The organism is Microvirga sp. KLBC 81 (assembly GCF_003075415.1).
Classification (GTDB): domain Bacteria; phylum Pseudomonadota; class Alphaproteobacteria; order Rhizobiales; family Beijerinckiaceae; genus Microvirga.
On record NZ_QDAH01000007.1, the window covers coordinates 58193 to 80077 of the forward strand.

23 protein-coding genes are annotated in these 21885 nt (G+C 63.2%); 12 read left to right on the forward strand and 11 right to left on the reverse strand.

Going from position 1 to position 21885, the window contains the following annotated elements; all coding sequences use genetic code 11:
• Positions 1-96 precede the first annotated feature (96 nt).
• Positions 97-621: a PAS domain-containing protein gene (locus tag DC522_RS07355; RefSeq protein ID WP_116528145.1), complete on the forward strand. Its 525-nt coding sequence runs from the start codon at positions 97-99 to the stop codon at positions 619-621.
• Positions 605-1972 (forward strand): methyl-accepting chemotaxis protein, encoded by a 1368-nt coding sequence (locus DC522_RS07360; RefSeq protein ID WP_165820087.1) that lies wholly within the window; start codon positions 605-607, stop codon positions 1970-1972. Before DC522_RS07355 ends, DC522_RS07360 begins: the two co-directional genes overlap by 17 nt.
• Positions 1973-2043: 71 nt before the next feature.
• On the opposite strand, the gene gyrB is transcribed toward DC522_RS07360, so the two are convergent.
• From gyrB to mutM, 11 genes are all read right to left on the reverse strand, one after another.
• Positions 2044-4470, reverse strand: a complete 2427-nt coding sequence (gene gyrB, locus DC522_RS07365) for a DNA topoisomerase (ATP-hydrolyzing) subunit B (protein ID WP_116528058.1) — start codon at positions 4468-4470, stop codon at positions 2044-2046.
• A 200-nt stretch (positions 4471-4670) separates the two neighbouring features.
• Positions 4671-5285 (reverse strand): LysE family translocator, encoded by a 615-nt coding sequence (locus DC522_RS07370; RefSeq protein WP_116528059.1) that lies wholly within the window; start codon positions 5283-5285, stop codon positions 4671-4673.
• Between the two features lie 33 nt (positions 5286-5318).
• On the reverse strand, positions 5319-5648 hold the full coding sequence (locus tag DC522_RS07375) for a DHCW motif cupin fold protein (RefSeq protein WP_116528060.1): 330 nt from the start codon (positions 5646-5648) through the stop codon (positions 5319-5321).
• The gene (gene recF, locus DC522_RS07380) at positions 5645-6808 is read right to left on the reverse strand and encodes a DNA replication/repair protein RecF (protein WP_116528061.1); all 1164 of its coding nucleotides are present in this window, start codon (positions 6806-6808) and stop codon (positions 5645-5647) included. Before recF ends, DC522_RS07375 begins: the two co-directional genes overlap by 4 nt.
• Positions 6809-7131: 323 nt before the next feature.
• Positions 7132-8250 carry a DNA polymerase III subunit beta gene (gene dnaN, locus DC522_RS07385; protein WP_116528062.1) on the reverse strand — a complete coding sequence of 373 codons (1119 nt, stop codon included), beginning with the start codon at positions 8248-8250 and terminating at the stop codon, positions 7132-7134.
• A gap of 142 nt (positions 8251-8392) precedes the next feature.
• On the reverse strand, positions 8393-9844 hold the full coding sequence (gene dnaA / locus DC522_RS07390) for a chromosomal replication initiator protein DnaA (protein WP_245444040.1): 1452 nt from the start codon (positions 9842-9844) through the stop codon (positions 8393-8395).
• Positions 9845-10868: 1024 nt separating this feature from the next.
• A complete protein-coding gene (gene rpsT / locus DC522_RS07395; protein ID WP_116528064.1) occupies positions 10869-11135 on the reverse strand; it encodes a 30S ribosomal protein S20 in 267 nt (88 codons plus the stop codon).
• A 168-nt stretch (positions 11136-11303) separates the two neighbouring features.
• Positions 11304-12119, reverse strand: coding sequence for a TSUP family transporter (locus DC522_RS07400; RefSeq protein WP_116528065.1), 816 nt, complete (start codon positions 12117-12119; stop codon positions 11304-11306).
• A 2-nt stretch (positions 12120-12121) separates the two neighbouring features.
• On the reverse strand, positions 12122-12895 hold the full coding sequence (locus DC522_RS07405; protein WP_116528066.1) for an enoyl-CoA hydratase: 774 nt from the start codon (positions 12893-12895) through the stop codon (positions 12122-12124).
• Between the two features lie 116 nt (positions 12896-13011).
• Positions 13012-13809, reverse strand: a complete 798-nt coding sequence (locus DC522_RS07410; RefSeq protein ID WP_116528067.1) for a DUF2189 domain-containing protein — start codon at positions 13807-13809, stop codon at positions 13012-13014.
• A gap of 149 nt (positions 13810-13958) precedes the next feature.
• Positions 13959-14855 carry a bifunctional DNA-formamidopyrimidine glycosylase/DNA-(apurinic or apyrimidinic site) lyase gene (gene mutM / locus DC522_RS07415; protein WP_116528068.1) on the reverse strand — a complete coding sequence of 299 codons (897 nt, stop codon included), beginning with the start codon at positions 14853-14855 and terminating at the stop codon, positions 13959-13961.
• 96 nt (positions 14856-14951) lie between these two features.
• On the opposite strand from mutM, the gene ubiE reads away from it, so the two are divergent.
• The 10 genes from ubiE (at position 14952) to DC522_RS34710 (ending at position 21731) form a co-directional block, all read left to right on the forward strand.
• Positions 14952-15701 carry a bifunctional demethylmenaquinone methyltransferase/2-methoxy-6-polyprenyl-1,4-benzoquinol methylase UbiE gene (ubiE, locus tag DC522_RS07420; RefSeq protein WP_116528069.1) on the forward strand — a complete coding sequence of 250 codons (750 nt, stop codon included), beginning with the start codon at positions 14952-14954 and terminating at the stop codon, positions 15699-15701.
• A gap of 2 nt (positions 15702-15703) precedes the next feature.
• Positions 15704-17278, forward strand: coding sequence for a 2-polyprenylphenol 6-hydroxylase (ubiB, locus tag DC522_RS07425; protein WP_116528070.1), 1575 nt, complete (start codon positions 15704-15706; stop codon positions 17276-17278).
• Positions 17275-18489, forward strand: a complete 1215-nt coding sequence (gene coaBC / locus DC522_RS07430; protein ID WP_116528071.1) for a bifunctional phosphopantothenoylcysteine decarboxylase/phosphopantothenate--cysteine ligase CoaBC — start codon at positions 17275-17277, stop codon at positions 18487-18489. Before ubiB ends, coaBC begins: the two co-directional genes overlap by 4 nt.
• On the forward strand, positions 18486-18941 hold the full coding sequence (gene dut / locus DC522_RS07435; RefSeq protein WP_116528072.1) for a dUTP diphosphatase: 456 nt from the start codon (positions 18486-18488) through the stop codon (positions 18939-18941). Before coaBC ends, dut begins: the two co-directional genes overlap by 4 nt.
• A 10-nt stretch (positions 18942-18951) precedes the next feature.
• The gene (locus DC522_RS07440) at positions 18952-19401 is read left to right on the forward strand and encodes an Rrf2 family transcriptional regulator (protein WP_116528073.1); all 450 of its coding nucleotides are present in this window, start codon (positions 18952-18954) and stop codon (positions 19399-19401) included.
• Positions 19402-19475: 74 nt separating this feature from the next.
• Entirely contained in the window at positions 19476-20456 is a 981-nt protein-coding gene (cysK, locus tag DC522_RS07445) for a cysteine synthase A (protein ID WP_116528074.1), read from the forward strand.
• 154 nt (positions 20457-20610) lie between these two features.
• On the forward strand, positions 20611-20967 hold the full coding sequence (locus tag DC522_RS07450) for a hypothetical protein (RefSeq protein ID WP_133239250.1): 357 nt from the start codon (positions 20611-20613) through the stop codon (positions 20965-20967).
• Between the two features lie 12 nt (positions 20968-20979).
• A complete protein-coding gene (locus tag DC522_RS07455; RefSeq protein WP_116528076.1) occupies positions 20980-21213 on the forward strand; it encodes a hypothetical protein in 234 nt (77 codons plus the stop codon).
• 12 nt (positions 21214-21225) lie between these two features.
• Entirely contained in the window at positions 21226-21546 is a 321-nt protein-coding gene (locus DC522_RS07460) for a hypothetical protein (protein ID WP_116528077.1), read from the forward strand.
• 20 nt (positions 21547-21566) lie between these two features.
• Positions 21567-21731 carry a hypothetical protein gene (locus DC522_RS34710; RefSeq protein ID WP_165820088.1) on the forward strand — a complete coding sequence of 55 codons (165 nt, stop codon included), beginning with the start codon at positions 21567-21569 and terminating at the stop codon, positions 21729-21731.
• Positions 21732-21885: the final 154 nt, after the last annotated feature.

The window sequence follows — 21885 nt, forward strand, 5'->3', positions numbered from 1 at the left end:
ATTACTTTAATGGGATCAGGTTCGCGCAAGCAAGCTTTGCGAGAAGCAGACCTGATGGCCCCACACCAAGCTGCCGCCCCTTCTCAAAGCCGCCAGATGACCAGAGCAATAACCCCCACTCAACGTGAGACCTTCTTCGATCCCGATTCCTTCATTGTCTCGAAGACGGACCTGAAAGGCCGGATAACGTATGCGAACAGGGTCTTCTGCGAGGTGGCGGGCTACACGGAGAGGGAGCTGCTTGGTCAGCCGCACAGCCTGATCCGCCACCCGGACATGCCACGTGCCGTCTTCAAGCTTCTGTGGGACACGATCCAGGATGGCCGTGAGGTCTTTGCCTATGTGAAGAACATGGCGCGTAGCGGCGATCATTACTGGGTCTTCGCCCATGTGACGCCGTCCTATGGCAGCAATCTCAAGGTCTGCGGTTTCCACTCCAACCGCCGCGTGCCCAAGCGTGACGTGGTGGAAAAAATCATCACGCCTTTCTACGCCGAACTCAGCCGGATCGAGACTTCCTACCGCAATGCCAAGGAGGGTCTCGTAGCATCCCATCAGCACCTCATGAAAACCGTTACTGCGAGCAAGGCCAGCTATGATGAATTTGTCTTCTCTCTCTAAGGCAAGCATCGGGTTTGCCGTCGCTGCCCTTGCCGTCACGGGGCAGGTCATTGCGTCCCTCGTCACCGGCTCGTTGCCGTCGATGGCCCTGCTCGTTGCCGATATCGGTTTCATCGTCGGCGGCGTGATGCTGCTGCGCACTTACCGTGCGCTCGCAACCGCCACCGAAATCCTCGATCGGGTGGGGCATGGCGACTTCGAGGCTCGCATCATCGGCAGCCGGGAAGGTGGAGCCCTCGGAAAACTGCATGGCACGATCAATGATGCCACCGACCGGATCGACGCCTATATCCGTGAGTCCTCGGCAGCGATGAATGCCGTCCGCAACAATCAGTATTTCCGGCGCATCCTGCCGGATGGGCTTCATGGCGCTATGCTCCACGGCACGTCCATCATCAATGAGGCTTCGCACGTCATCGAGGGACGTCTCGCCGCCTTCAACGAATCGACTGCGGAGTTCGAGGAGGCGATCAATACGATCGTGAAGGCCCTTTCAGAATCCTCGTCGAACATGAGCACCATGGCATCAGTGCTGCAGGAAGGTGCGATTCTCACCGACGACCGCACGAATCTCGTGGCCTCGACAGCGGCAGAGATGGCCGTCAACGTGCAGACCGTTGCTGCTGCCGTGACGCAGCTCGCCGCCTCTGCGCAGGAGATCGGCACCGAAGCTGATCATTCGGCGACGCGGGCGCGCCAGGCGGCGCAGGAAGCACAATCCACGGGTGCTATCGTCAACGGACTGAACAACGCGGTCGAGCGGATCAGCACCGTGGTGGGCCTGATCACCAGCATTGCCGAGCAGACCAACCTTCTCGCCCTCAATGCCACGATTGAGGCTGCCCGCGCGGGCGAAGCCGGCCGCGGATTTGCCGTGGTGGCGCAGGAGGTCAAGGCACTCGCCACCCAGACGGCAAAAGCAACGGAAGAGATCGCCAACGAGATTTCGGAATTGCGCTCCGCCTCCACGGCAGCCGTTTCCGCGGTGGCCGAGATCTCGACGATCGTGACGGATATCGATCATGCCACCTCGCGTATCGCCCAGAGCATTTCAGGCCAAACCGCTGCCACCGCAGAGATCGCGCGCAGCGTCGAACAGACCTCGGTGGGAACGCAGGGCGTGACGGACAACATCCAGAGCGTGAGCCAGAACACGGCCGAAACAAAGCATCTGGCAGGTTCAGTGCTCGACACGTCGCGAGAGGTCGCCGTTCAGGGCGAGCACCTGGCCGAGGAAGTACGCAAGTTCCTCGTCGCTTTGCGTCGCGGCCCCATGGACCGCCGACAGAACGAGATCATCAACTTAAAGGGTCAAGAGCGCAGCCAGAGAGAACTTCCGCGCGCGGCTTGAAGTCGATACCGGACATGAAAACCCCGCTCTTTCGAGCGGGGTTTCTGTCGTTTGAAGCTGCGTCTGAAGCCTTACACGTCGAGGTTCGCGACCGAGAGCGCGTTCTCCTGGATGAACTCGCGGCGGGGTTCCACCACGTCGCCCATGAGCTTCACGAACAGATCGTCGGCGTCGGTGGTGTCCTTCACCTTCACCTGCAGGAGCGAGCGGATCTCACGATCCAGCGTGGTTTCCCAGAGCTGCTGCGCCGTCATTTCGCCAAGGCCTTTGTAGCGTTGCAGCTGCAGGCCCTTGCGGCCGGAAGCGATCACGGCGTCGAACAGCGAAAGCGGGCCGTCGATCTGCATCTCGTCGTTCTTGCGCACGAGCATCGCCGGCTTGGCATAAACGTCCTGCAGGGAAGCGGCGCGCTCATCGAGCTTCTTGGCCTCCTGGCTTGCGATCAGCGCCTGATCGAGGGTGGCGCTCTGCGTCACGCCACGCACCGTGCGCGAGAAGACATAGCCGCCATCCCTGACCTCGCCGGTCCAGCCGCGCTCGAGCTCTTCCGAAATCGCATCGAGACGCTGCGCGATGTACGCGGCAGCAGCGGGGCCGCGCTGCGGATCCTCCACCACGTCGGGGCGCAGCGCGCCAGCAATGGCGGCCTGCTCCACAGCCTTGCGGTTGTAGCGCGTATGCAGGTTGCTCAGCACCTGGCGCACGAGACGGGCCTCGTCGATCAGGCCTTTGAGCTGATCGCCCTGGAACTCAACGTCGGACTCGAGGCGCAACGATGCGCCCTCGATGCCCGCATCGATGAGGAAGTCTTCCAGCGCACGCTCGTCCTTGAGATAGATCGAAGACTTGCCGCGGGTCGCTTTGTAGAGCGGCGGCTGAGCGATGTAGAGGTGCCCGCGCTCGATCAGCTCCGGCATCTGACGGAAGAAGAACGTGAGCAGGAGCGTGCGAATATGCGAGCCGTCCACGTCCGCGTCCGTCATGATGATGATGCGGTGATAACGCAGCTTCTCAATGTTGAACTCCTCGCGGCCGATGCCCGTGCCGAGCGCGGTGATCAGCGTGCCGATCTCTTGGCTGGACAGCATCTTGTCGAAGCGCGCGCGCTCGACGTTGAGGATCTTGCCGCGCAGCGGCAGCACTGCCTGGAAGGCGCGGTCGCGGCCCTGCTTGGCGGAACCGCCGGCCGAGTCACCCTCCACGAGGATGAGTTCGCATTTCGACGGATCGCGCTCCTGACAGTCGGCGAGCTTGCCGGGGAGCGACGCCACGTCGAGCGCGCCCTTGCGACGCGTGAGCTCGCGTGCCTTGCGGGCGGCCTCACGCGCGGCAGCTGCTTCCACCACCTTGCCGACGAGCGTCTTGGCCTCAGCCGGATGCTCTTCGAGCCAGTTGTTGAGCGACTCGTTGACTACGTTCTCGACCACGGGGCGCACCTCGGAGGAGACAAGCTTGTCCTTGGTCTGCGAGGAGAACTTCGGATCCGGCACCTTCACGGAGACGATGGCGGTCAGGCCCTCGCGGCAATCATCACCCGTGAGGGAAACCTTTTCCTTCTTCGTCATGCCAGAAGACTCGGCATAGCCGTTCACCTGACGGGTGAGCGCTGCGCGGAAGCCCGCGAGGTGCGTGCCGCCATCCCGCTGCGGGATGTTGTTGGTGAAGCAGAGCACGTTCTCGTGATACGAGTCGTTCCACCAGAGCGCCACTTCCACGCCGATGCCGTCCTTCTCGGAGCGGATCACGATGGGTGCCTGGATCAGCGCGTTCTTGGTGCGGTCGAGATAGCGCACGAAGGCTTCCACGCCGCCCTCGTACATCAGCTCTTCGCGCTTGTGCTCAGCATGGCGCTTGTCGGTGAGGATGATGCGCACGCCCGAGTTCAGGAACGCCAACTCGCGCAGGCGATGCTCGAGGGTGCTGTAATCAAACTCCACCATGGTGAAGGTTTCAGGGGAGGGCAGGAAGGTCACTTCCGTGCCGCGCTTTTCCGGCGCGTCGCCCACAACCGCGAGCGGAGCCACGGCATCGCCGTTGCGGAACTCCATGAAGTGTTCCTTGCCGTTGCGGTAGATGCGGAGGCGCAGCCAAGTCGAGAGTGCGTTCACCACGGATACGCCCACGCCGTGCAGACCGCCCGAGACCTTGTAGGAGTTCTGGTCGAACTTACCGCCCGCGTGCAGCTGGGTCATGATGACCTCGGCCGCCGAGACGCCTTCGCCCTGGTGGATGTCGGTCGGGATGCCGCGGCCGTTGTCGGTGACGGTCACCGAGCCATCGGCGTTGAGCGTGACCGTGACTTCCGTTGCGTGACCGGCCAGCGCCTCGTCGATGGCGTTGTCCACCACCTCATAGACCATGTGGTGGAGGCCAGAGCCGTCATCGGTATCGCCGATATACATGCCCGGCCGCTTGCGCACCGCATCAAGGCCTTTGAGCACCTTGATCGATTCCGCGCCATAGGCGTCGGCATTCACGTTGATAGCAGGTTCGGCCATTTGGGATCCTTCGAGGCGCAGCGGAAAGGATGAGGGCGCGCCAGGGTTTTGATTCGTCAGATCAGATATTTAGTGACGATTGGTTGAAATTTCACCCCCGCGCGCGTGTACGCGCGTGGAATGGGGCGGAAAAATCCACGGAAAAGTGCCGTTTTAGGGCCTCTCAGGGGCGGTTCTTTGCCTCAGGCTCGGAAAAGGCCTCAGCGCGCCGCCACGGCTGCCGCAGCTCCCGCCATCACCGTGCCCGTCACCCGGTTGAGAATGCGGATGGCGCCGGGCTTGGTGAAGAGCCGACGGGCCCGGGCGGCGAGCACGATATAGCCGCCGAACACCACCGACAGCACGGCCATGGTTGCCAAAGCCAGCTCCAGGTAGCCCAGCACCGTGATCCGCGTCAGATCGAGGAAGGTGGGCAGGAGCGCGAGGTAGAACACGATCGCCTTGGGATTGCCCAGCGTCAGCGCCAGCCCGCCCAGCAGGAGCTTCGCCGGACGCTCGGCTTTCCCCTCTGCGATCACGTCCCGTGCCGTGGCTGGCGCCGTCCAGAGCTTGTAGGCGAGATAGAGCAGATAGGCCGCGCCCGCGTATTTGACGGCCAGGAAGACCCCATGGAAGGTCTGGGCCAAGGCAGCGAGCCCCAACACCGCGAAGGTGAGCCACACCAGATCGCCCAGAACGATTCCGGCGCTGAGCGCCACCGCTCCCTTCGGCCCCCGCCCCAGCACCCGCGCCACGATGGCGGCAATCCCCGGCCCCGGAGAGGCGGCGGCGATGAAGAGGGCGGACGAGAACAGGATGAGGCCTGCGGGTTCCATAGGTCTTTCACCCGAATCTTTCGCTGAATTAGTCTAATCGACGATGAAAAGCTTCGCACCATTCGGTGATTTTGACCGATGAGGCTCTGCCTGATCGGCGACCTGATAACTTTGGCCTGCCGTGAGTGTAAACACCCGGCCGTCCTCAAGCTCAGTCACAAGTTCACCTTCGAGGACGAACAGAATATGACCCTTGCTGCACCAGTGATCAGCCAGATAATTCGGCGAATATTCCACCATGCGCACACGAATGTCGTTGAACTGCCGTGTACGCCACGTTGCATGCCCTGCCTCACCCGGATGAAAGGTGGGCTCTATGGTCGACCAATCAGTCGTGCCGAAGGGGATATCTGACATCTTCATGGATGATCCTGAAAAGGAACGATATTGCCTGGCGCAACTTGCAACAGATCCGCTCGTCCGTCCAGCTCTGTAAAAAGGCTCGGGTCTGCGCCCGTCATCCAGACCTGACCGCCGAGGGATTCCAGTGCCGCAAAAAGACCCGCGCGGCGGCGGGGGTCGAGATGGGCGGCGACCTCGTCGAGCAGCACGAAGGGTGCGATGCCGCTCATGCTGGCAACAAGCCGTGCATGGGCGAGAACGAGGCCGATAAGCAGCGCCTTCTGCTCGCCGGTGGAGGCGGTATTGGCGGGAATGTCCTTCGGTCCGTGCCGCACGAGAAGATCAGAGGCCTGCGGGCCGACGAGGGTGCGCCCGGCCGCGCGGTCGCGTGCACGATAGTCGCGTAAGGTGGCGCGGTAGCGATCCTCCGCATCGACGGCGGGAAGCGTGGCCACGAGCGTATCGATCTCGCCTTCAAGTCCCATCGTGGCGAAGGGGAAGGGGGAATCCTCCTCGCGCGTTTCGAGAATGAGCGCGGCCAGCCGCTCCACCGTCTCGCGGCGCGCGGCGGCAACCGCGATGGCAAGCTCCGCCACCTCGCGCTCCAGCGCATCGAGCCAGAGGCGGTCGTCGGGATTTTCCTCGAGCACGCGATTGCGGGAGCGCAACGCACGCTCCAGCGCATTCACCCGCGCACCATGCTCGGCATCCACCGCGAGCACCAGGCGGTCGAGAAAACGGCGGCGGTCGCCGGCGGGTCCGCGAAACAGCACATCGAGATCAGGCGTGAGCCAGACCACACGGAGGAATTCCGCGAAAGCCGTGGGTGAGGATGCGGTCGTGCCATCGATGCGGCATATGCGCGAGGATCGGCCGTTTTCGCCCTGCGGTTCAAGCCCGGTGCCGAGGCGATGCTCGCCGTAGGGTGCGTCGAGGGTGAGTGAAACGGCGAATGAGCCGGGGCCGCCCTGGCGCGCCATGTCGCCGAGTTCCGCGCGGCGCAAGCCACGTCCCGGCATGAACAGGGAGATCGCCTCCAGCACATTGGTCTTCCCCGCGCCGTTCTCGCCGACGAGCGCGACGAGCTGGCGCGACACGGAGAGGTCCAGGCTCGCATAGGTACGAAAATCCTGGAGGATCAGACGGACGATTCGGGACGCGGGGACGGGAGTGGAGGACATGCGCTCCCTTCATTCAGGAGCGGGCGCGAAAGATCAAGCGTCGGCACGGCCAAACCGCGGTTTCGATTGTCGCGAACAAGCTTTGCGCCCGTTTCCAGACCCACTCCCCTCATCCTGAGGAGGCGCGCAGCGCCGTCTCGAAGAAGGATCCAGAGAACATTGGACGCTCCTTCGAGACGCAGCCTTACGGCTGCTCCTCAGGATGAGGGCGGAGTGGGGGTAAAACGACGATCACCGGCGCGAGACCGGTGATGACAAGGAGCTTAATCCTGAAACGATCCCGGACGGCTGATGCCGTCCAGGATGATGTTTGCCAGAAGCGCTTACACGCGCATCGGCATCAGGACGTAGAGCGCCGTTGCGCCTTCGCGGTCTTGGATGACGGTGGGCGAGCCGGGATCGGCGAGCTTGAACAGGGCCGTATCGCCGTCGAGCTGGGCCGTGATGTCGAGCAGATACCGGGCATTGAAGCCGATATCGATCGGAGTCGCATCGTAATCGACCTCGATCTCTTCCGTCGCGCTGCCCGAATCCGGGTTGTTGACGGTGAGCGTCAGGCGGCCATCGGCAAGCGCAAGCTTCACCGCGCGGCCACGCTCGGAGGAGATGGTGGAAACGCGGTCCACGGCCTTGGCGAAATCGCCGCGCTCGACCACGAGGATCTTGTCGTTGCCGGCAGGAATGACGCGCTGATAATCCGGGAAGGTGCCGTCGATGAGCTTCGAGGTCAGCACCACGCCATCGAACGTCAGGCGCACCTTGGCCGAGGACAGCTCGATGGTGACGTTCTCGGAGCCGTCCTCGACGAGCTTCACGATCTCGGCCACCGCTTTACGCGGAACGATCACGCCGGGCATGCCTTCCGAGCCGGTGGGAGCGGGAAGCTCCACGCGGGCGAGGCGGTGACCGTCGGTCGCAACCGCACGCATCATGAGCGAGCCGCCCACATCAAGCGTGTGGAGATAGATGCCGTTGAGATAGTAGCGCGTCTCTTCGGTCGAGATCGCGAACTGCGTCTTCTCGATCAGGCGCTTGAGATCGGCGGCAGCCAGTATGAAGCGGTGCGGCAGGTCGCCGGCGGCGAGATCCGGGAAGTCGCTCTCCGGCAGGGCCTGCAGCATGAAGCGCGAGCGGCCCGAGCGGATCTGCACCTGGCCCATATCGGCCGTCATCTCCAGCGATACCTGCGCGCCCTCAGGCAGCTTACGCACGATGTCGTAGATCATGTAGGCCGGAACCGTGGTGGAGCCTGCCTCCGTGATGTCGGCGGGGATCGTCTCCGTCACCTCGATGTCGAGGTCGGTCGCGCGCAGGCGCAGGGTTCCGTCTTCCGCGCGCAGCAGCACGTTCGACAGGATCGGAATGGTGTTGCGGCGCTCGACGACGCGATGCACATGCCCCAACGCCTTCAGAAGAGCGGCGCGCTCAACAGTAACTCTCATAACCGGCACCTATTGTCGGCAAATTTCTTGGCCTGCCCGTAAGGCAGCAAGCGAGGCGGCAAGATTGGCTGTTGTTGCCCGAGAAAGCAAGCCATGCCTCAGGCAGCCTCGAATGCGCCCTCAAGCGGTTTTCGCTAACGGATTATTCCTGCAGCATCCGCTTGAGGAGTTCGACCTCATCGGAAAGCGCGTGATCCTCGCCCAGAGCCTTCTCGATCTTGCGCACCGCATGGAGCACGGTGGTGTGATCGCGCCCGCCGAAGCGGCGGCCGATCTCCGGCAGGGAGCGCAACGTCAGCACCTTGGACAGATACATGGCGATCTGACGCGGACGCACCACAGCGGCGGTGCGGCGCTCGGAGAGGATATCCGAGCGGGAGACGTTGTAGCGCGAGGCCACCAGCTTCTGGATGTCCTCGATCTTCACGCGCTTGGGCTCGCGGTTGCGCACGAGGTCGCGGATCGCGGTCTCGGCGGTCTCGAGCGTGATGGCGGAGCCGGTGAGCGTGGCGTGCGCCAGCAGGCGGTTGACCGCGCCTTCGAGATCGCGGCCGTTCGCCGTGATGGAGCGAGCGACATAGGAGATGACGTTGGGGCCGACCTCGAAGGTCGGGTGAATGGTTTTGAGCGCCTCAATGCGGGTGGACAGGATCGAGGTGCGCAGCGCTTCATCGAGCGCCGTGACTTCGACCACGAGACCACCTGCGAGGCGCGAGCGCACGCGCTCGTCGAGATTTTCGAGATCCGCCGGTGGACGGTCGGCAGCGATCACGATCTGGCGGCCCGCATCGATGAGGGCGTTGAGCGTATGACCGAATTCCTGCTGGATCTGCTTACCCTGGATGAACTGCACGTCGTCAATGATGAGGAGATCGATGCCGCGCAGCCGCTCCTTGAAGGCGAGCGACGTCTGGGCTTTGAGCGACGCGACGAAGCCGTACATGAAGCGGTCGGCGGTGAGATAGATGACGCGGCGGCCTTGCGCACGCATCTCATGGCCGATGGCGTGAAGCAGATGGGTTTTGCCAAGGCCCACGCCCGCATGCAGATAAAGCGGGTTGTAGATTACCTGACCGTTCGGCGCATGAGCCACACGGTCCGCGGCAGCATGCGCCAGCGCATTGGAGCGGCCAACGATGAAGCTTTCGAAGGTCAGGCGCGGGTCGAGCGGCGCACCGCCGAGATCGGAGTTTTCACCCCGCTCTTCCTGCGGAATCGTGAGCGAGGGCGCCTTCGGCTCACTGGTTTGGGCAGCGGTTGGCACGGGAGCGGCCGTGCTCGGGCGCGGAGCCTCGTTGGGGCGGCGCTGGGGGGCAGCGTCGCGACCAAGGGTGTTACGCACACCGATCACCACACGCTCCACGTCATTGGTCTCGGAGCGATAAACCGACAGGACACGGTCTGCGTAGTGCGACTCGATCCAGCTTTTCAGGAAACGGGTGGGCACCGTCAGATAGGCGCAGCCCTCCACCACCGAATCCAACTCCAGCCGGCCGAACCAGCTGGCAAAGATATCCTCGCCCAGTTCGGCGCGCAGGCGGCGCTTCACCCGCGCCCAGACATCTGCTGCCGTTTGCTCGCCGGAAGAGTCCATGCCGCTCTCATTGGCAGCGGCAAAGGTTCGGTGGTCCTCGCTGCGATACATCAAATTCCCTCCACGAGGTTCCAGCCGAACTTGGCTAGAACCCCCACGCATGACCTGTTTTGAACAAGAAAAGCGGACCCGCTTCACAGGTTGTTCAAAACTGGCGCCCCCAATTGTACTGAAGATTATCAAACCGTTTTTAAGTCGAGGCGATCTGAAAGCGTCACCTCTTGTCCATTTTCTCAAGCTCTATCGAGTTTACCTCTAGGTAAGGGACGTTCTTTCGCTTGCTTCTTGTTAGAATGAAACAAAGCCCTGACCCCGTGGTTGCGTTCTATAGCTTGTGACTTGTGTGGATGACTTAACGGCAAGCCGTTGAAGTAAGTTGACCATATACAGGGTGGGTGAGGGCGCGCAACACGATCGAGTCAACAGGCACCCTGCCGAGATCCCCAAAACGGCTCCACAGGCCCGTCCACAGCTTTTGGGGTGCGACGATAAAGCCCTGACTCTTCAACCGATTCGCGGTCTCATCCCACCCTGCCTCGCCGCCTAAAAAAAGCTTCTTCCTGAAACCTTGATTCAAGATCGATTCGGGGCATGTCGAGGTGTGATTCCGATGCTTCGCGACCCTTTGCCTGCTAAGCTGTTGAACAAACTTAGCATTTTATGTGCAAATTGAATCTCTGTTGCGTCTCCTTTCACCCCGCGTTTTGACCATAAAGTCAAGCTCGCGTGTGGATAAAAAGGCGGCAAAAAAATACCGCCAAAATAGTGTGATTTTCTCCGCTTGGAGGGGCCAGGGATGGGGTTGGGGAGGACTTTGGAGGGCTGCAGCCGTGCCTCTTCCCCGCTCTGGAACGGGAGGTTGGCGAGGGCTCGTGAGAGCTGTGTGAATGAAGGTAAGCCTGACCTCTCTCGCGTGGGGGAGGATCAACCCAAGTGAAGCGTCAGGTGAGGGTCGGCTGTTTCAAGACAACAAAAAACCCGGCCGCAAGGCCGGGTTTGATGATCTCGTTTAGCCCGTGGGCTATTAAGCGCTCAGAGCCTTGATGCGGCTCGTCAGGCGCGACACCTTCCGGGAGGCGCTGTTCTTGTGCACGATGCCCTTCTGGGCTGCTCGCATCATCTCCGGCTCGGCGGCGCGGAGCGCGGCGAAAGCCTCGGTCTGGTTGCCGGAGGCGATCGCCTCCTCGACCTTGCGCACGAAGGTCCGCATGCGGCTGCGGCGCGACTTATTGATCGCGGTGCGCTTCGCAATCTTGCGGGTCATCTTCTTGGCGGACACGGTGTTGGCCATGGCCAATCCTCGTTCTTTAAAAGCCCGACGCGACAAGCCCGGCTTGGAGCCCCGTCAGCGACCGGTTGATTGAATGGAAACCGAAGAGCCCGCGGGACGCGCGGGCTCGTGTGGGGCGGCTTATAGACGTGATCCTTCAGAACGTCAATGTCTGCGGGCCTTTGCGCGTCAAAAAAGCGCCGAGAGGGTTCTCGAAGCCTCCTCCGACAGCATCTGGCGCCAGGGATTGGCGGGGTCGAAGAGCAGCCGCAAGGCCATCGCCGCCGAGACCAAAACGAGCAGCGGACGGATGAGCCTCGACCCCAGCCGCATGGCAAGGCGCGCGCCCACCTGGGCCCCGAGGAAGGAGGCTGCGGCCATCACGAGCCCCAAGGGCCAGACCACGGCTCCGGTCGCAGCATAGAGAAGGAGGCTGCCAAGATTGCTCGCTAGGTTCAGGAGCTTGGTATGGGCGGTGGCCCGTACCACCCCGTAGCCGAGGAGCGTCACGAAGGCGAGCATATAGAAGGAGCCGGCACCAGGCCCGAAGATGCCGTCATAGAAGCCCACCGCCACGGGCGCGGTGAAGCCGAAAGCGAGGGCGGTCATCCGGGCATGGGCATCCTCGTCCTTCACCTTCCGCGAGAGGGCGAAATAGAAGGCGATGGCGATCAACAGCACCGGGATCAGCATCTCCAGCACGGAGCGTGGCAGGAAGCGCACGCAGAGCGCTCCCGCAACGCCACTGATGAAGGCCACCACGGTGAAGGCCCAGGCCTTGCGCCACTCGATCATCCCCCGGCGTCCGAAGGTGTAGGTGGCGGAAGCGGCCGCAAAAGCGCCCTGCACCTTATTGGTGGCAATGGCACCGGCCGGACTCAGGCCCGCGAGCAGGAGGGCGGGAACTGTCAGGAGCCCGCCGCCACCGGCAATGGAATCCACGAAGCCTGCGAAAAAAGAGATCGCGGCCAAAGCCGCGATCATGTCGAAACCGATGTCTGGCACGATTACTGGTCTTTGAACTCGGCAGCGCGCTTCTCCACGAAGGCGGCCATGCCTTCCTTCTGATCGGCGGTGGCGAACATGGCATGGAACACACGCCGCTCGAAGCGGATGCCCTCGGAAAGGGTCAGCTCGTCGGCGCGGTTGATGGTTTCCTTCGTCATCATGGCAATCGGCAGCGACATGGAGGCGATGGTCTCCGCCGTCTTCATGGTCTCCGTCATGAGATCGGCCAGCGGCACCACGCGGGCAGCGAGGCCGGAGCGCTCGGCCTCTTCCGCGCCCATCATGCGGCCGGTGAGGCACATCTCCATGGCCTTGGCCTTGCCGATGAGGCGGGTGAGGCGCTGCGTGCCGCCCATGCCGGGCATGACGCCGAGCTTGATCTCGGGCTGGCCGAACCTGGCGTTGTCGGCGGCGATGATGAAATCGCACATCATGGCGAACTCGCAGCCGCCGCCCAGCGCAAAGCCTGCGACCGCCGCGATCATCGGCTTGCGCCGTCCCGCCACCTTCTCCCAGCCGGAGAAAAGGTTGTCGAGATAGATCTGCGGATAGGTGAGCGACGCCATTTCCTTGATGTCGGCGCCGGCGGCGAAAGCCTTCTCGGAGCCGGTGACCACGATGCAGCCGATCTTCGGGTCGGACTCGAAGGCGTCGAGGGCTTGGTTCACCTCGTTCAGAAGCTGCGAATTGAGAGCATTCAGCGCCTGGGGCCGGTTGAGGGTGATGAGCCCCACCTTGCCGCGCGTCTCAACGAGAATCGTCTCATAAGCCATGCCGGTATCTCCTCCCCGATGGAGATTCACCGGTAGGCGAGGGCAAGGGTATCAGGCAAGCGGAAACTGGTCCGCCGCGCCTTGAACCTTTTGGCAGGGCGCGGCGTGAAGAGGCTTTATTCGACCACCTTGCGATAAAGGTGCCAGGTGGCGTGACCTAAGATCGGCAACACCACGGCCAAGCCGACGAAGAGCGGGATGAAGCCGACGACGAGTGCCCCGGCGACGATCAGAGCCCAGACCAGCATGGGACCGGGATTGGCGGCGACCGCCCGGAACGAGGTGAGGATCGCCGGAATCGCGCCCACGTCCCGATCGACGAGGAGCGGGAACGAGATCACGCTCAGGCAGAACACAACGGCGCTGAAAATAAAGCCGAGCGCATTGCCCACGACGATGAGGGTCCAGCCCCTCTGGGTGGTGAACACCTCGCTGAGGAAAGCGCCGATGGATTCAGGGGCGCGCCAGCCGAAGAGGGATTGATAGAGCGCCTGTGCTGTCAGGAGCCAGGCGATGAAGATCACCATCAGCAGGACGCCGAGCACCGCGATGGAGCCGATGGAGTGCGAGTAGAAGACGTTGGAGACGCTGCTCACGGACACTTCCTGTCCGCGTTCACGCTCGCGGCTGATCTCGTAAAGGCCCACGGCAGCGAGCGGTCCCACCAGGGCAAATCCCGACATGAGGGGGAAGAGGAGCGGCAGCATGTTGTAGCCGAAGGCAAGGCCCGCGAAGAAGATGCCGAGGAGTGGATACATCAGGCAGATGAAGAAGATATGTGTCGGAGCGGCCCAGAAATCCGCGGCACCCTGCCTCAAGGCGTCCATGAGGTCGTGGATGTTGATCCGGCGGATGCCGAGGTGCTCCGACACCGGGTCTCTTTGGACGTGGGAGAAGACATCGAGTTTGGCCATGGCGGTCCCTCCTGAACCTCGAGTTCAAGCGGTCGCGAGCCTGTCATGCAGAAGATACCGACGGTAAGGTCGCAACCTGCAGAGCTGGAAGAGTGTACGCCTTTTCAGGCTTTTTTGCGGGAGGGAATCCTGTTTCGCGCCCGATCGGATTATCGAGTGCGGGAACGCTTCTGGCAGACCGGGCAATAGAAGGTGGAGCGACCGGATTGCACGAGCCGCTCGACCGTGCCTGTGCATTCGGGCGTGACGCAGGGTTCCCCCTCCCGGTCATAGACGCGGAAGGAATGCTGGAAATAACCGAGCGAGCCATCGACCTGCGCGTGATCCCGCAAGGTCGAGCCGCCCGCCTCCACCGCCTCCGAGAGCACATCGCGGATCACCTCGGCGAGCTGGTGCGCCTTTTCCGTCGGCTCTCCTGATTTGGTGGCGAGCGACCCTGCCGGAGCCTCCGGGTGGAGGCCGGTGCGGAACAGGGCCTCGCACACATAGATGTTGCCGAGGCCCGCGATCAGGCGCTGGTCGAGGAGGGCGGCTTTGAGTGGCGTGCGCTTGCCGGCAAAAAGATTGGCGATGGTCTCGCCCGAGAGTTCGTTGCCCAAGGGCTCGATGCCCATCTCGGCGAAATGCTTACAGGTTTCGATCTCGGAACGGGGCACCAAATCCATGAAGCCGAAGCGGCGGGCGTCGTTATAGGTCACGCTCGCCCCGTTAGAGAGCTGGAAGACAACATGATCATGGGCCCCAAGGCCGCCGTGCTCGTGGTGGAACTCCCCCGGCATCCGGGTGGCACCGCCTTGCGTGACCAGGAAGCGCCCCGACATGCCGAGATGCATGATCAGAACCTCGCCGGAGGAGAGATCGGCCAGGAGATACTTGGCCCGGCGGCCCAAAGCCCTAACCTCCTGTCCTTCCAGGCGCTCCGTGAACGCTTTAGGGAACGGAAAGCGCAGGTCCGGGCGGCGCTGCACCACCCTGGTGAAGCGGGCTCCCACCATGGCGGGCTCCAGGCCCCGGCGCACGGTTTCGACTTCGGGCAGTTCGGGCATCAACCATCTCTTCGGTTCTTGAGGCTCCTTACATAGCCATCGGGTCCCGCTTCCGCTATGGATCGCCGTTAAGATGCGACATGAGGGTGATAGAGCATGACCGACGAGACCACCCATTTCGGGTTTCAGTCCGTACCCCTGGGCGAGAAGCAGGATCGCGTGAATGAGGTCTTCCGCTCGGTGGCGAGCCGCTACGACCTCATGAACGACCTCATGTCCGCAGGCCTCCACCGGCTCTGGAAGGACAATCTCATCTCGACTCTTCGCCCGCCCAAGGACCGGCCCTTCCGCCATATCGATGTCGCCGGCGGCACGGGGGATATCGCCTTCCGCATTCTCGATGCAGGCGGGCCGCAGACCCGTGTGACCGTGCTCGACATCAATGGCGAGATGCTGAAAGTCGGCGCCGAACGTGCCGGCTACCGTTATGAAGGCCGCATCGATTTCGTCGAGGCCAATGCGGAAGAGCTGCCGCTCGAGTCCAACACCTATGACGCCTACACCATCGCCTTCGGCATCCGGAACGTGCCGCGTGTCGACAAGGCGCTGCGCGAGGCGCATCGGGTTCTGAAGCCCGGTGGGCGCTTCCTCTGCCTCGAATTCTCGAAGGTGGACGTGCCGCTCATCGACAAGATCTACGACGCCTATTCCTTCAACGTCATTCCGCGCATGGGCCAGATGGTGACGGGGGATGCCGAGTCCTATCAGTATCTCGTGGAATCGATCCGTAAGTTTCCGCCGCCTGCCGCCTTCGCGCGCATGATCGAGGAAGCCGGCTTCAAGCGCGTCACCTATCGCCAGCTCACGGCAGGCGTGGTTGCCATTCACTCCGGCTGGAAGATCTGAGCGTGATCGGCAGCATCGTCCATCTCGCACGAAACCTGCGCGCCGGCTTCATCCTCGCCCGCGAAGGCGCTCTGGGTCTGTTCGATCCGAGCGCCCTGCCGCCTTCCGCGCGCCTAGCCTTAAGGCTGGCGCGTGTCATCGAACGGCGGCAGCCGGAAGACGGCGCGGCGCGCCTGTCCAAGGCGCTGACGCGGCTGGGCCCCTCTTACGTGAAGTTCGGTCAGTTCCTCGCCACGCGTCCCGACATCGTGGGCGTCGCAGCCGCGCGTGATCTCGAACGCCTGCAGGACCGGATGACTCCGTTCCCGCGCGCGCAGGCCATCGCGACCATCGAGGCGGCTCTGGGCCGTCCCATCGACGATATCTTCCTCGAGTTCAGCGAGCCGTTGGCTGCGGCCTCCATCGCGCAGGTCCACAAGGCGCGCATCCGCACGCCGGAGGGTGAAGAGACCGTCGCGGTGAAGGTAGTGCGCCCTGGCGTGCGTGAGGGCTTCGCCCGCGATCTTCAGGCGATGCGCGCGGCAGCCCGCCTCTTCGAGCGCATGGTGCCCGACGTGCGGCGCCTGAAGCCGATGGAGGTGGTGGAGACACTCGCGCGCTCCGTCGCTGTCGAGATGGATCTTCGTTTGGAAGCAGCGGCCGTCTCGGAACTCGCCGAGAACACCAAGGGTGATCTCGATTTTCGCGTGCCGAAGCCGGAATGGGATTTGACGGCGCGGGACGTGCTCACCACCACCTGGATCGATGGCATCCGCTTGAACGATCTGGAGGCGATCGAGCGTGCAGGCTTTGACCGTGTGGCTCTGGGCAGCACGGTGATCCAGTCCTTCCTGCGCCATGCGATCCGTGACGGCTATTTCCATGCCGACATGCATCCCGGCAATCTGTTCGTCGATGCGGAAGGCCGCCTCGTCGCCGTCGATTTCGGCATCATGGGTAGACTTGGCATAAAGGAGCGCCGCTTCCTCGCCGAGATTCTTCTCGGCTTCATCCGCCGCGACTACCTGCGCGTGGCGCAGGTGCATTTCGAAGCGGGCTATGTGCCGCCGCACCATTCGGTGGAGGATTTCGCGCAGGCGATCCGCGCCATCGGTGAGCCGATCCATGATCGGCGCGCGGACGAGATCTCGATGGCGAAGCTCCTCACGCTGCTCTTCGAGATCACCGCTCTCTTCGACATGGCGACGCGCACGGAACTCGTGATGCTGCAAAAGACCATGGTCGTGGTGGAGGGCGTGGCGCGCAACCTCGATCCGAAACTCGACATGTGGACCACGTCGGAGCCGGTGGTGCGTGAGTGGATCGAGCGCAACCTTGGACCGTTGGGCCGCGTTGAGCAGGCGGGGCGCGGCTTGTGGACGCTCGCCGGCGTGATCGGCGATCTGCCGGACCTGGCGTTGCGCGCCGAGCGGGTTCTCAACCAGATGGAAGAGGTGACGGCCCGCGGCGTCTCACTCGACCAGGAGAGCGTCGCCGCCATCGGACGCGCGGAGGCGCGGGGCAACCGCTGGGGCGTGGCGGCCTTGTGGATCATCGCCGCCTCGCTGATGATCATGCTGTTCAGAGGTTTCGCATGACAGCGCTTTCCGGCAAACGCATTCTGCTTATCATCGGCGGCGGGATTGCGGCCTACAAGTCCCTCGACCTGATCCGACGCCTGCGAGAGCGCGGCGCCTCGGTGCGCTGCGTTCTCACCAGTGGCGCTCAAGCATTCATCACGCCGCTCGCGGCGTCCGCCCTTACGGGGCAGCGCACGCATACCGATCTCTTCGACCGCGAGGACGAAGCCGATATCGGTCACATCAAGCTGGCGCGCGATGCGGACCTCGTGGTCGTTGCACCGGCCACTGCCAACCTCATGGCGAAAATGGCGGGCGGCCATGCGGACGATCTCGCTTCCACCGTATTGCTCGCCACCACGCTTCCCATTCTCATCGCGCCCGCGATGAACGTGCGCATGTGGCTGCACCCGGCAACTCAGCGCAATCTGAAGATGCTGCAAACCGATGGCGTTCACATCGTCGGCCCCAATGAAGGCGCGATGGCCGAAGCCGAGTTCGGCCCCGGCCGCATGGCCGAGCCGATGGAGATCGTAGCAAGCGTTGAGCGTCTGCTTGCACCTTCCGGTCTGCTGGCCGGTAAACATGTGATCGTGACCTCCGGCCCGACGCATGAGCCTATCGATCCGGTGCGTTACATCGCCAACCGCTCGTCCGGCAGGCAGGGCCACGCGATCGCGAAAGCGGCCGCCGAAGCAGGCGCCCGCGTGACGCTGATTTCCGGCCCCGTCGATCTGCCCGATCCGAAAGGCGTCACCACCGTGCATGTCGAAAGCGCGCGCGAGATGCTGGCGTCAGTCGAGAAAGCACTGCCTGCCGATATCGGCATTTTCGCCGCCGCCGTCGCCGATTGGCGCGTCGCCAACGCGGGCGAGCAGAAGATCAAGAAGAAGGACGGCGCTTTGCCGAACCTGTCTCTCACCGAAAACCCCGACATCCTCGCCACGATCTCGCGTCTGACACAGAACCGTCCCACGCTCATGGTGGGCTTTGCCGCCGAGACGGAGAACGTGATCGAGCACGCGAAGCAGAAGCTCGCGAAGAAGGGTTGCGATCTCATCGTCGCCAATGACGTGTCGCCTGCCACCGGCGTGATGGGCGGTGAGAGCAACACGGTGCATCTCGTCACGAAATCGGGCATCGAGACCTGGCCGACGCTTTCGAAGACAGAGGTGGCCGAGAGGCTGATCGCGCATGTGGGTGCAGTGATCGGAGGCGCAAAACCATGACGCATGTGTTGCGCGTCCAGCGCCTTCCCCATGGCGCGGATCTGCCGCTGCCGCGCTATGAAACGGCGGGGGCTGCAGGGATGGATCTCATCGCGGCCAATCCGGCGGATGCGCCTGTGGTGCTCGCACCCATGGAGCGCAAGCTCGTGCCCACGGGCCTCATCATCCAGTTGGAGCAGGGCTTCGAAGCGCAGGTGCGACCTCGCTCCGGTTTGGCGTTCAAGCATGGCGTGACTGTCCTCAACGCGCCCGGCACCGTCGATGCGGATTATCGCGGCGAAGTGCAGGTGCTGCTCGTCAACTTGAGCACTGAGTCCTTCACCATCACGCGCGGCATGCGCATCGCGCAGATGATCGTCGCGCCCGTGACCACAGTCGAACTGGTGGAGGTTGTTGCCGTGAACCACACGCCGCGTGCCGGCGGCGGCTTCGGATCGACGGGATTGAACTGAAAGGCATGCGATGAACTTTCTCTCTCGTCGTTCGCTTCTCGCCATCGCGGCCGTCACCGACATTGCGCTCCACGCGCGTCCCATGCCGGTTGCCGCGAAGGCGCTCGCTGCCCGTCACAATCTGCCTCCGCGCTATCTGGAGCCCGTGCTGCAGGCGCTCGTGCGCCAGGGCATCCTGAAGGGCGTGCGCGGTCCGCGCGGCGGCTATGAGCTTGCCCGCGAGCGGCGGCGGATCACGGCGGGCGATATCGTGCGTATCGCCATGGCAGCGCAGGAGGATGAAGGCAGTTCTCCGTTGCCGGAATCGCGCTTGGCCGAAGCGGTTGTGGCGCCTCTCGTTGCAAAGGGCACGGAGGCCTTTCTCAGTGAGCTCGACAAGGTGACGGTGGAGGATCTGTGCAACCGCGCTCAGGCCGAGGCCGTTGCGGAGCAGACCACTCCTGTCGATTTCACGATATAAATTTGTGAATTAATGCAATTATCGACACTTGGTGCGGAAAGGACTAAGGTCCTGCCGTCTTCATGGAGGATCTTATGGCTGACACCCTCAATGCCGCAGGCGCCGACACCAAGCCCGGCAGGGGCCGCATCTACGGCTCGATCACGGAAACCATCGGCAACACCCCCCTCGTTCGCCTCAACCGGCTGCCGAAGGAGCTCGGGATCGATGCGGAAATCCTCCTCAAGCTCGAGTTCTTCAACCCGATCTCCAGCGTGAAGGATCGTATCGGCGTCAGCATGATCGACGCCATGGAGGCGGCTGGAAAGATCAGGCCCGGCACGACCCTGATCGAGCCGACCTCCGGCAATACCGGCATCGCGCTTGCTTTCGTGGCGGCGGCGCGCGGCTATCGCTTGATCCTCGTGATGCCCGAGACCATGTCCATCGAGCGCCGCAAGATGCTGGCCTTCTTGGGTGCCGAGCTCGTGCTCACTCCCGGCCCGCAGGGCATGAAGGGTGCGGTGGCCCGGGCCGAGGAGCTGCTCAACGAGATTCCGGACTCGGTCATTCCGCAGCAGTTCAAGAACCCGGCGAACCCTGAGATCCACCGCAAGACCACGGCGGAAGAGATCTGGAACGACACCAACGGCCAGTTCGATGCTTTCGTGGCGGGCGTCGGCACCGGCGGCACCATCACGGGCGTTGCCCAGGTCATCAAGCCGCGCCTGCCGAATATGAAGGTGTTCGCCGTCGAGCCGGAGGATTCCCCGGTGCTCTCCGGCGGCCAGCCCGGTCCGCACAAGATCCAGGGCATCGGCGCAGGCTTCGTGCCGGATGTGCTCGATCGTTCGCTGCTCGACGGTGTGATCACCATCGGCAATCAGACGGCCTTCGAAACCGCGCGCAGAATTGCTCGTCTCGAAGGTATCCCTGGCGGCATCTCCACTGGCGCCAATGTGGCGGCAGCTCTCGAACTCGCGGCGCGCCCCGAGTTCAAGGGCAAGCGCATCGTCACGGTCGCGCCGTCCTTCGCCGAGCGCTACCTTTCGACGGCTCTGTTCGAAGGGCTCTGAGATCTCATCATCTCGATCCTGCAGGGGCGGCTCTCACGGCCGCCCTTTTTGTTGGCACCTGCCAAGCGTGGCCAGAACTTACCCGACTCGGTCGGGTTCTCTTGAGGCACATGAATTCAAGCGATGTTCCCAAGTGAATTTGATGGAGTCCATCATGGCGGAGCGCAAGGCGCCTCACTCATTGAAAGACCAGGATGCGGACCAGATCCGCAACGAGCAGCGCGGCGGCATCGACAGCCCCATCGATCCGAACCGGGAGGGCGGGCCCGAGGGCAACGCCACATTGCGCCGTGTGTGGAGCGAGCCCGGAGGCGAGGCCCATAATTACCGTCAAGGCCAGACGGGTCAGACCAGCAAGGCCGGCATGGACGGCCATGACGAACTCACCGCCGCCGAGACGCCCGAGGCCACCAAGCGCCTGAGCGATGCGACCCTCTCGCCGGACGACAAGGATGCGACGCGGGAGGCCATCGATCGCGCGACGGCCGTCAACGGCAAGGATCAAGGCTGACAGGAGAGTGCCATGGGCAATGCAGGCTACGGCAACCACACCGAAGACCCGAAGAACTACGTTGATTCCGAGCGGCCGGATCCTCAGGCGGGTCGTGTGGGCTCGCCCCAGAACAAGCCCGGCAATCTTCCTCCCGCGGCAGGTCCGCATGACAAGCCGTCGCTGACGAACCCGGACTCGACCCCTGGCACGGGCGCGCTGCCCGAGCCGGGCGATAGCGAAGGCATCGATTCCACGAGTTCGTAACAGGAGCCGATCATGGCGCAGAACCAGAATTCCGGACCGCGTGTCCCGACCGAGCGGCCCGATCCCGAAGATGCGGCCCGCAATCCAAAGCCAGGATCTCAGGATCGCCCCGGCTTCGATCTCGGCGGCTCGGTGGATGAAACCAACGCGACCGGCACCGGCTCCAGTACCGTACCCGGTGGCCCGAAGGGCAGCACGCCGAGCGGCACCGATGCCGGCGGGCGGGCAACGGGCCTCACCGATCCCAGCGGCTCCCACTCGCTTGGCGATGAAGGCAATGCAGGTTCCGATACCGGTGGCGGCGTCACCGACGGCACCAATGGTCCGGCCTGAATTCAGCAAGGTAGAAAACGATGGCTCAATCCGACAAGAAATCCAACCAGGCGACCGAAGCCGATATCAGCGCTCCGCGCCTGACCCCGCAGGGTCGTGAGAACCCCAACGCCTCCGGCGAGGATTCAACCAACCCGATGGATGAGGGCGCGAAGAAGGGGCAGGGCGACAAGTCTGAGGGTTAAACACAGGCGCCATCCCGGACGGCTTTGGCCGATCCGGGATCGCTTTCAGGATCGAGCGCCACTCTCCTCTTGAGACCCCGGGTTCTGCTTAGCCCCTGGATCACAGCAACGGATACGAGAAGGCCGCCCAATGGGCGGCCTTTCAACATTTGCT

Bases quoted from the DNA above. Each gene is read 5' to 3' on its own strand.
- DC522_RS07410 (WP_116528067.1), bottom strand. From the start codon at position 13,809: ATGGCCAAACTCGATGTCTTCTCCCACGTCCAAAGAGACCCGGTGTCG.
- coaBC (WP_116528071.1), top strand. From the start codon at position 17,275: ATGACAGCGCTTTCCGGCAAACGCATTCTGCTTATCATCGGCGGCGGG.
- DC522_RS07370 (WP_116528059.1), bottom strand. From the start codon at position 5,285: ATGGAACCCGCAGGCCTCATCCTGTTCTCGTCCGCCCTCTTCATCGCC.
- DC522_RS07375 (WP_116528060.1), bottom strand. From the start codon at position 5,648: ATGAAGATGTCAGATATCCCCTTCGGCACGACTGATTGGTCGACCATA.
- mutM (WP_116528068.1), bottom strand. From the start codon at position 14,855: ATGCCCGAACTGCCCGAAGTCGAAACCGTGCGCCGGGGCCTGGAGCCC.
- DC522_RS07440 (WP_116528073.1), top strand. From the start codon at position 18,952: ATGAACTTTCTCTCTCGTCGTTCGCTTCTCGCCATCGCGGCCGTCACC.
- DC522_RS07355 (WP_116528145.1), top strand. From the start codon at position 97: ATGACCAGAGCAATAACCCCCACTCAACGTGAGACCTTCTTCGATCCC.
- recF (WP_116528061.1), bottom strand. From the start codon at position 6,808: ATGTCCTCCACTCCCGTCCCCGCGTCCCGAATCGTCCGTCTGATCCTC.
- dnaN (WP_116528062.1), bottom strand. From the start codon at position 8,250: ATGAGAGTTACTGTTGAGCGCGCCGCTCTTCTGAAGGCGTTGGGGCAT.
- DC522_RS07455 (WP_116528076.1), top strand. From the start codon at position 20,980: ATGGGCAATGCAGGCTACGGCAACCACACCGAAGACCCGAAGAACTAC.
- cysK (WP_116528074.1), top strand. From the start codon at position 19,476: ATGGCTGACACCCTCAATGCCGCAGGCGCCGACACCAAGCCCGGCAGG.
- dut (WP_116528072.1), top strand. From the start codon at position 18,486: ATGACGCATGTGTTGCGCGTCCAGCGCCTTCCCCATGGCGCGGATCTG.
- dnaA (WP_245444040.1), bottom strand. From the start codon at position 9,844: ATGGACTCTTCCGGCGAGCAAACGGCAGCAGATGTCTGGGCGCGGGTG.
- DC522_RS07405 (WP_116528066.1), bottom strand. From the start codon at position 12,895: ATGGCTTATGAGACGATTCTCGTTGAGACGCGCGGCAAGGTGGGGCTC.
- ubiE (WP_116528069.1), top strand. From the start codon at position 14,952: ATGACCGACGAGACCACCCATTTCGGGTTTCAGTCCGTACCCCTGGGC.
- gyrB (WP_116528058.1), bottom strand. From the start codon at position 4,470: ATGGCCGAACCTGCTATCAACGTGAATGCCGACGCCTATGGCGCGGAA.
- DC522_RS07450 (WP_133239250.1), top strand. From the start codon at position 20,611: ATGGCGGAGCGCAAGGCGCCTCACTCATTGAAAGACCAGGATGCGGAC.
- rpsT (WP_116528064.1), bottom strand. From the start codon at position 11,135: ATGGCCAACACCGTGTCCGCCAAGAAGATGACCCGCAAGATTGCGAAG.
- DC522_RS34710 (WP_165820088.1), top strand. From the start codon at position 21,567: ATGGCTCAATCCGACAAGAAATCCAACCAGGCGACCGAAGCCGATATC.
- DC522_RS07460 (WP_116528077.1), top strand. From the start codon at position 21,226: ATGGCGCAGAACCAGAATTCCGGACCGCGTGTCCCGACCGAGCGGCCC.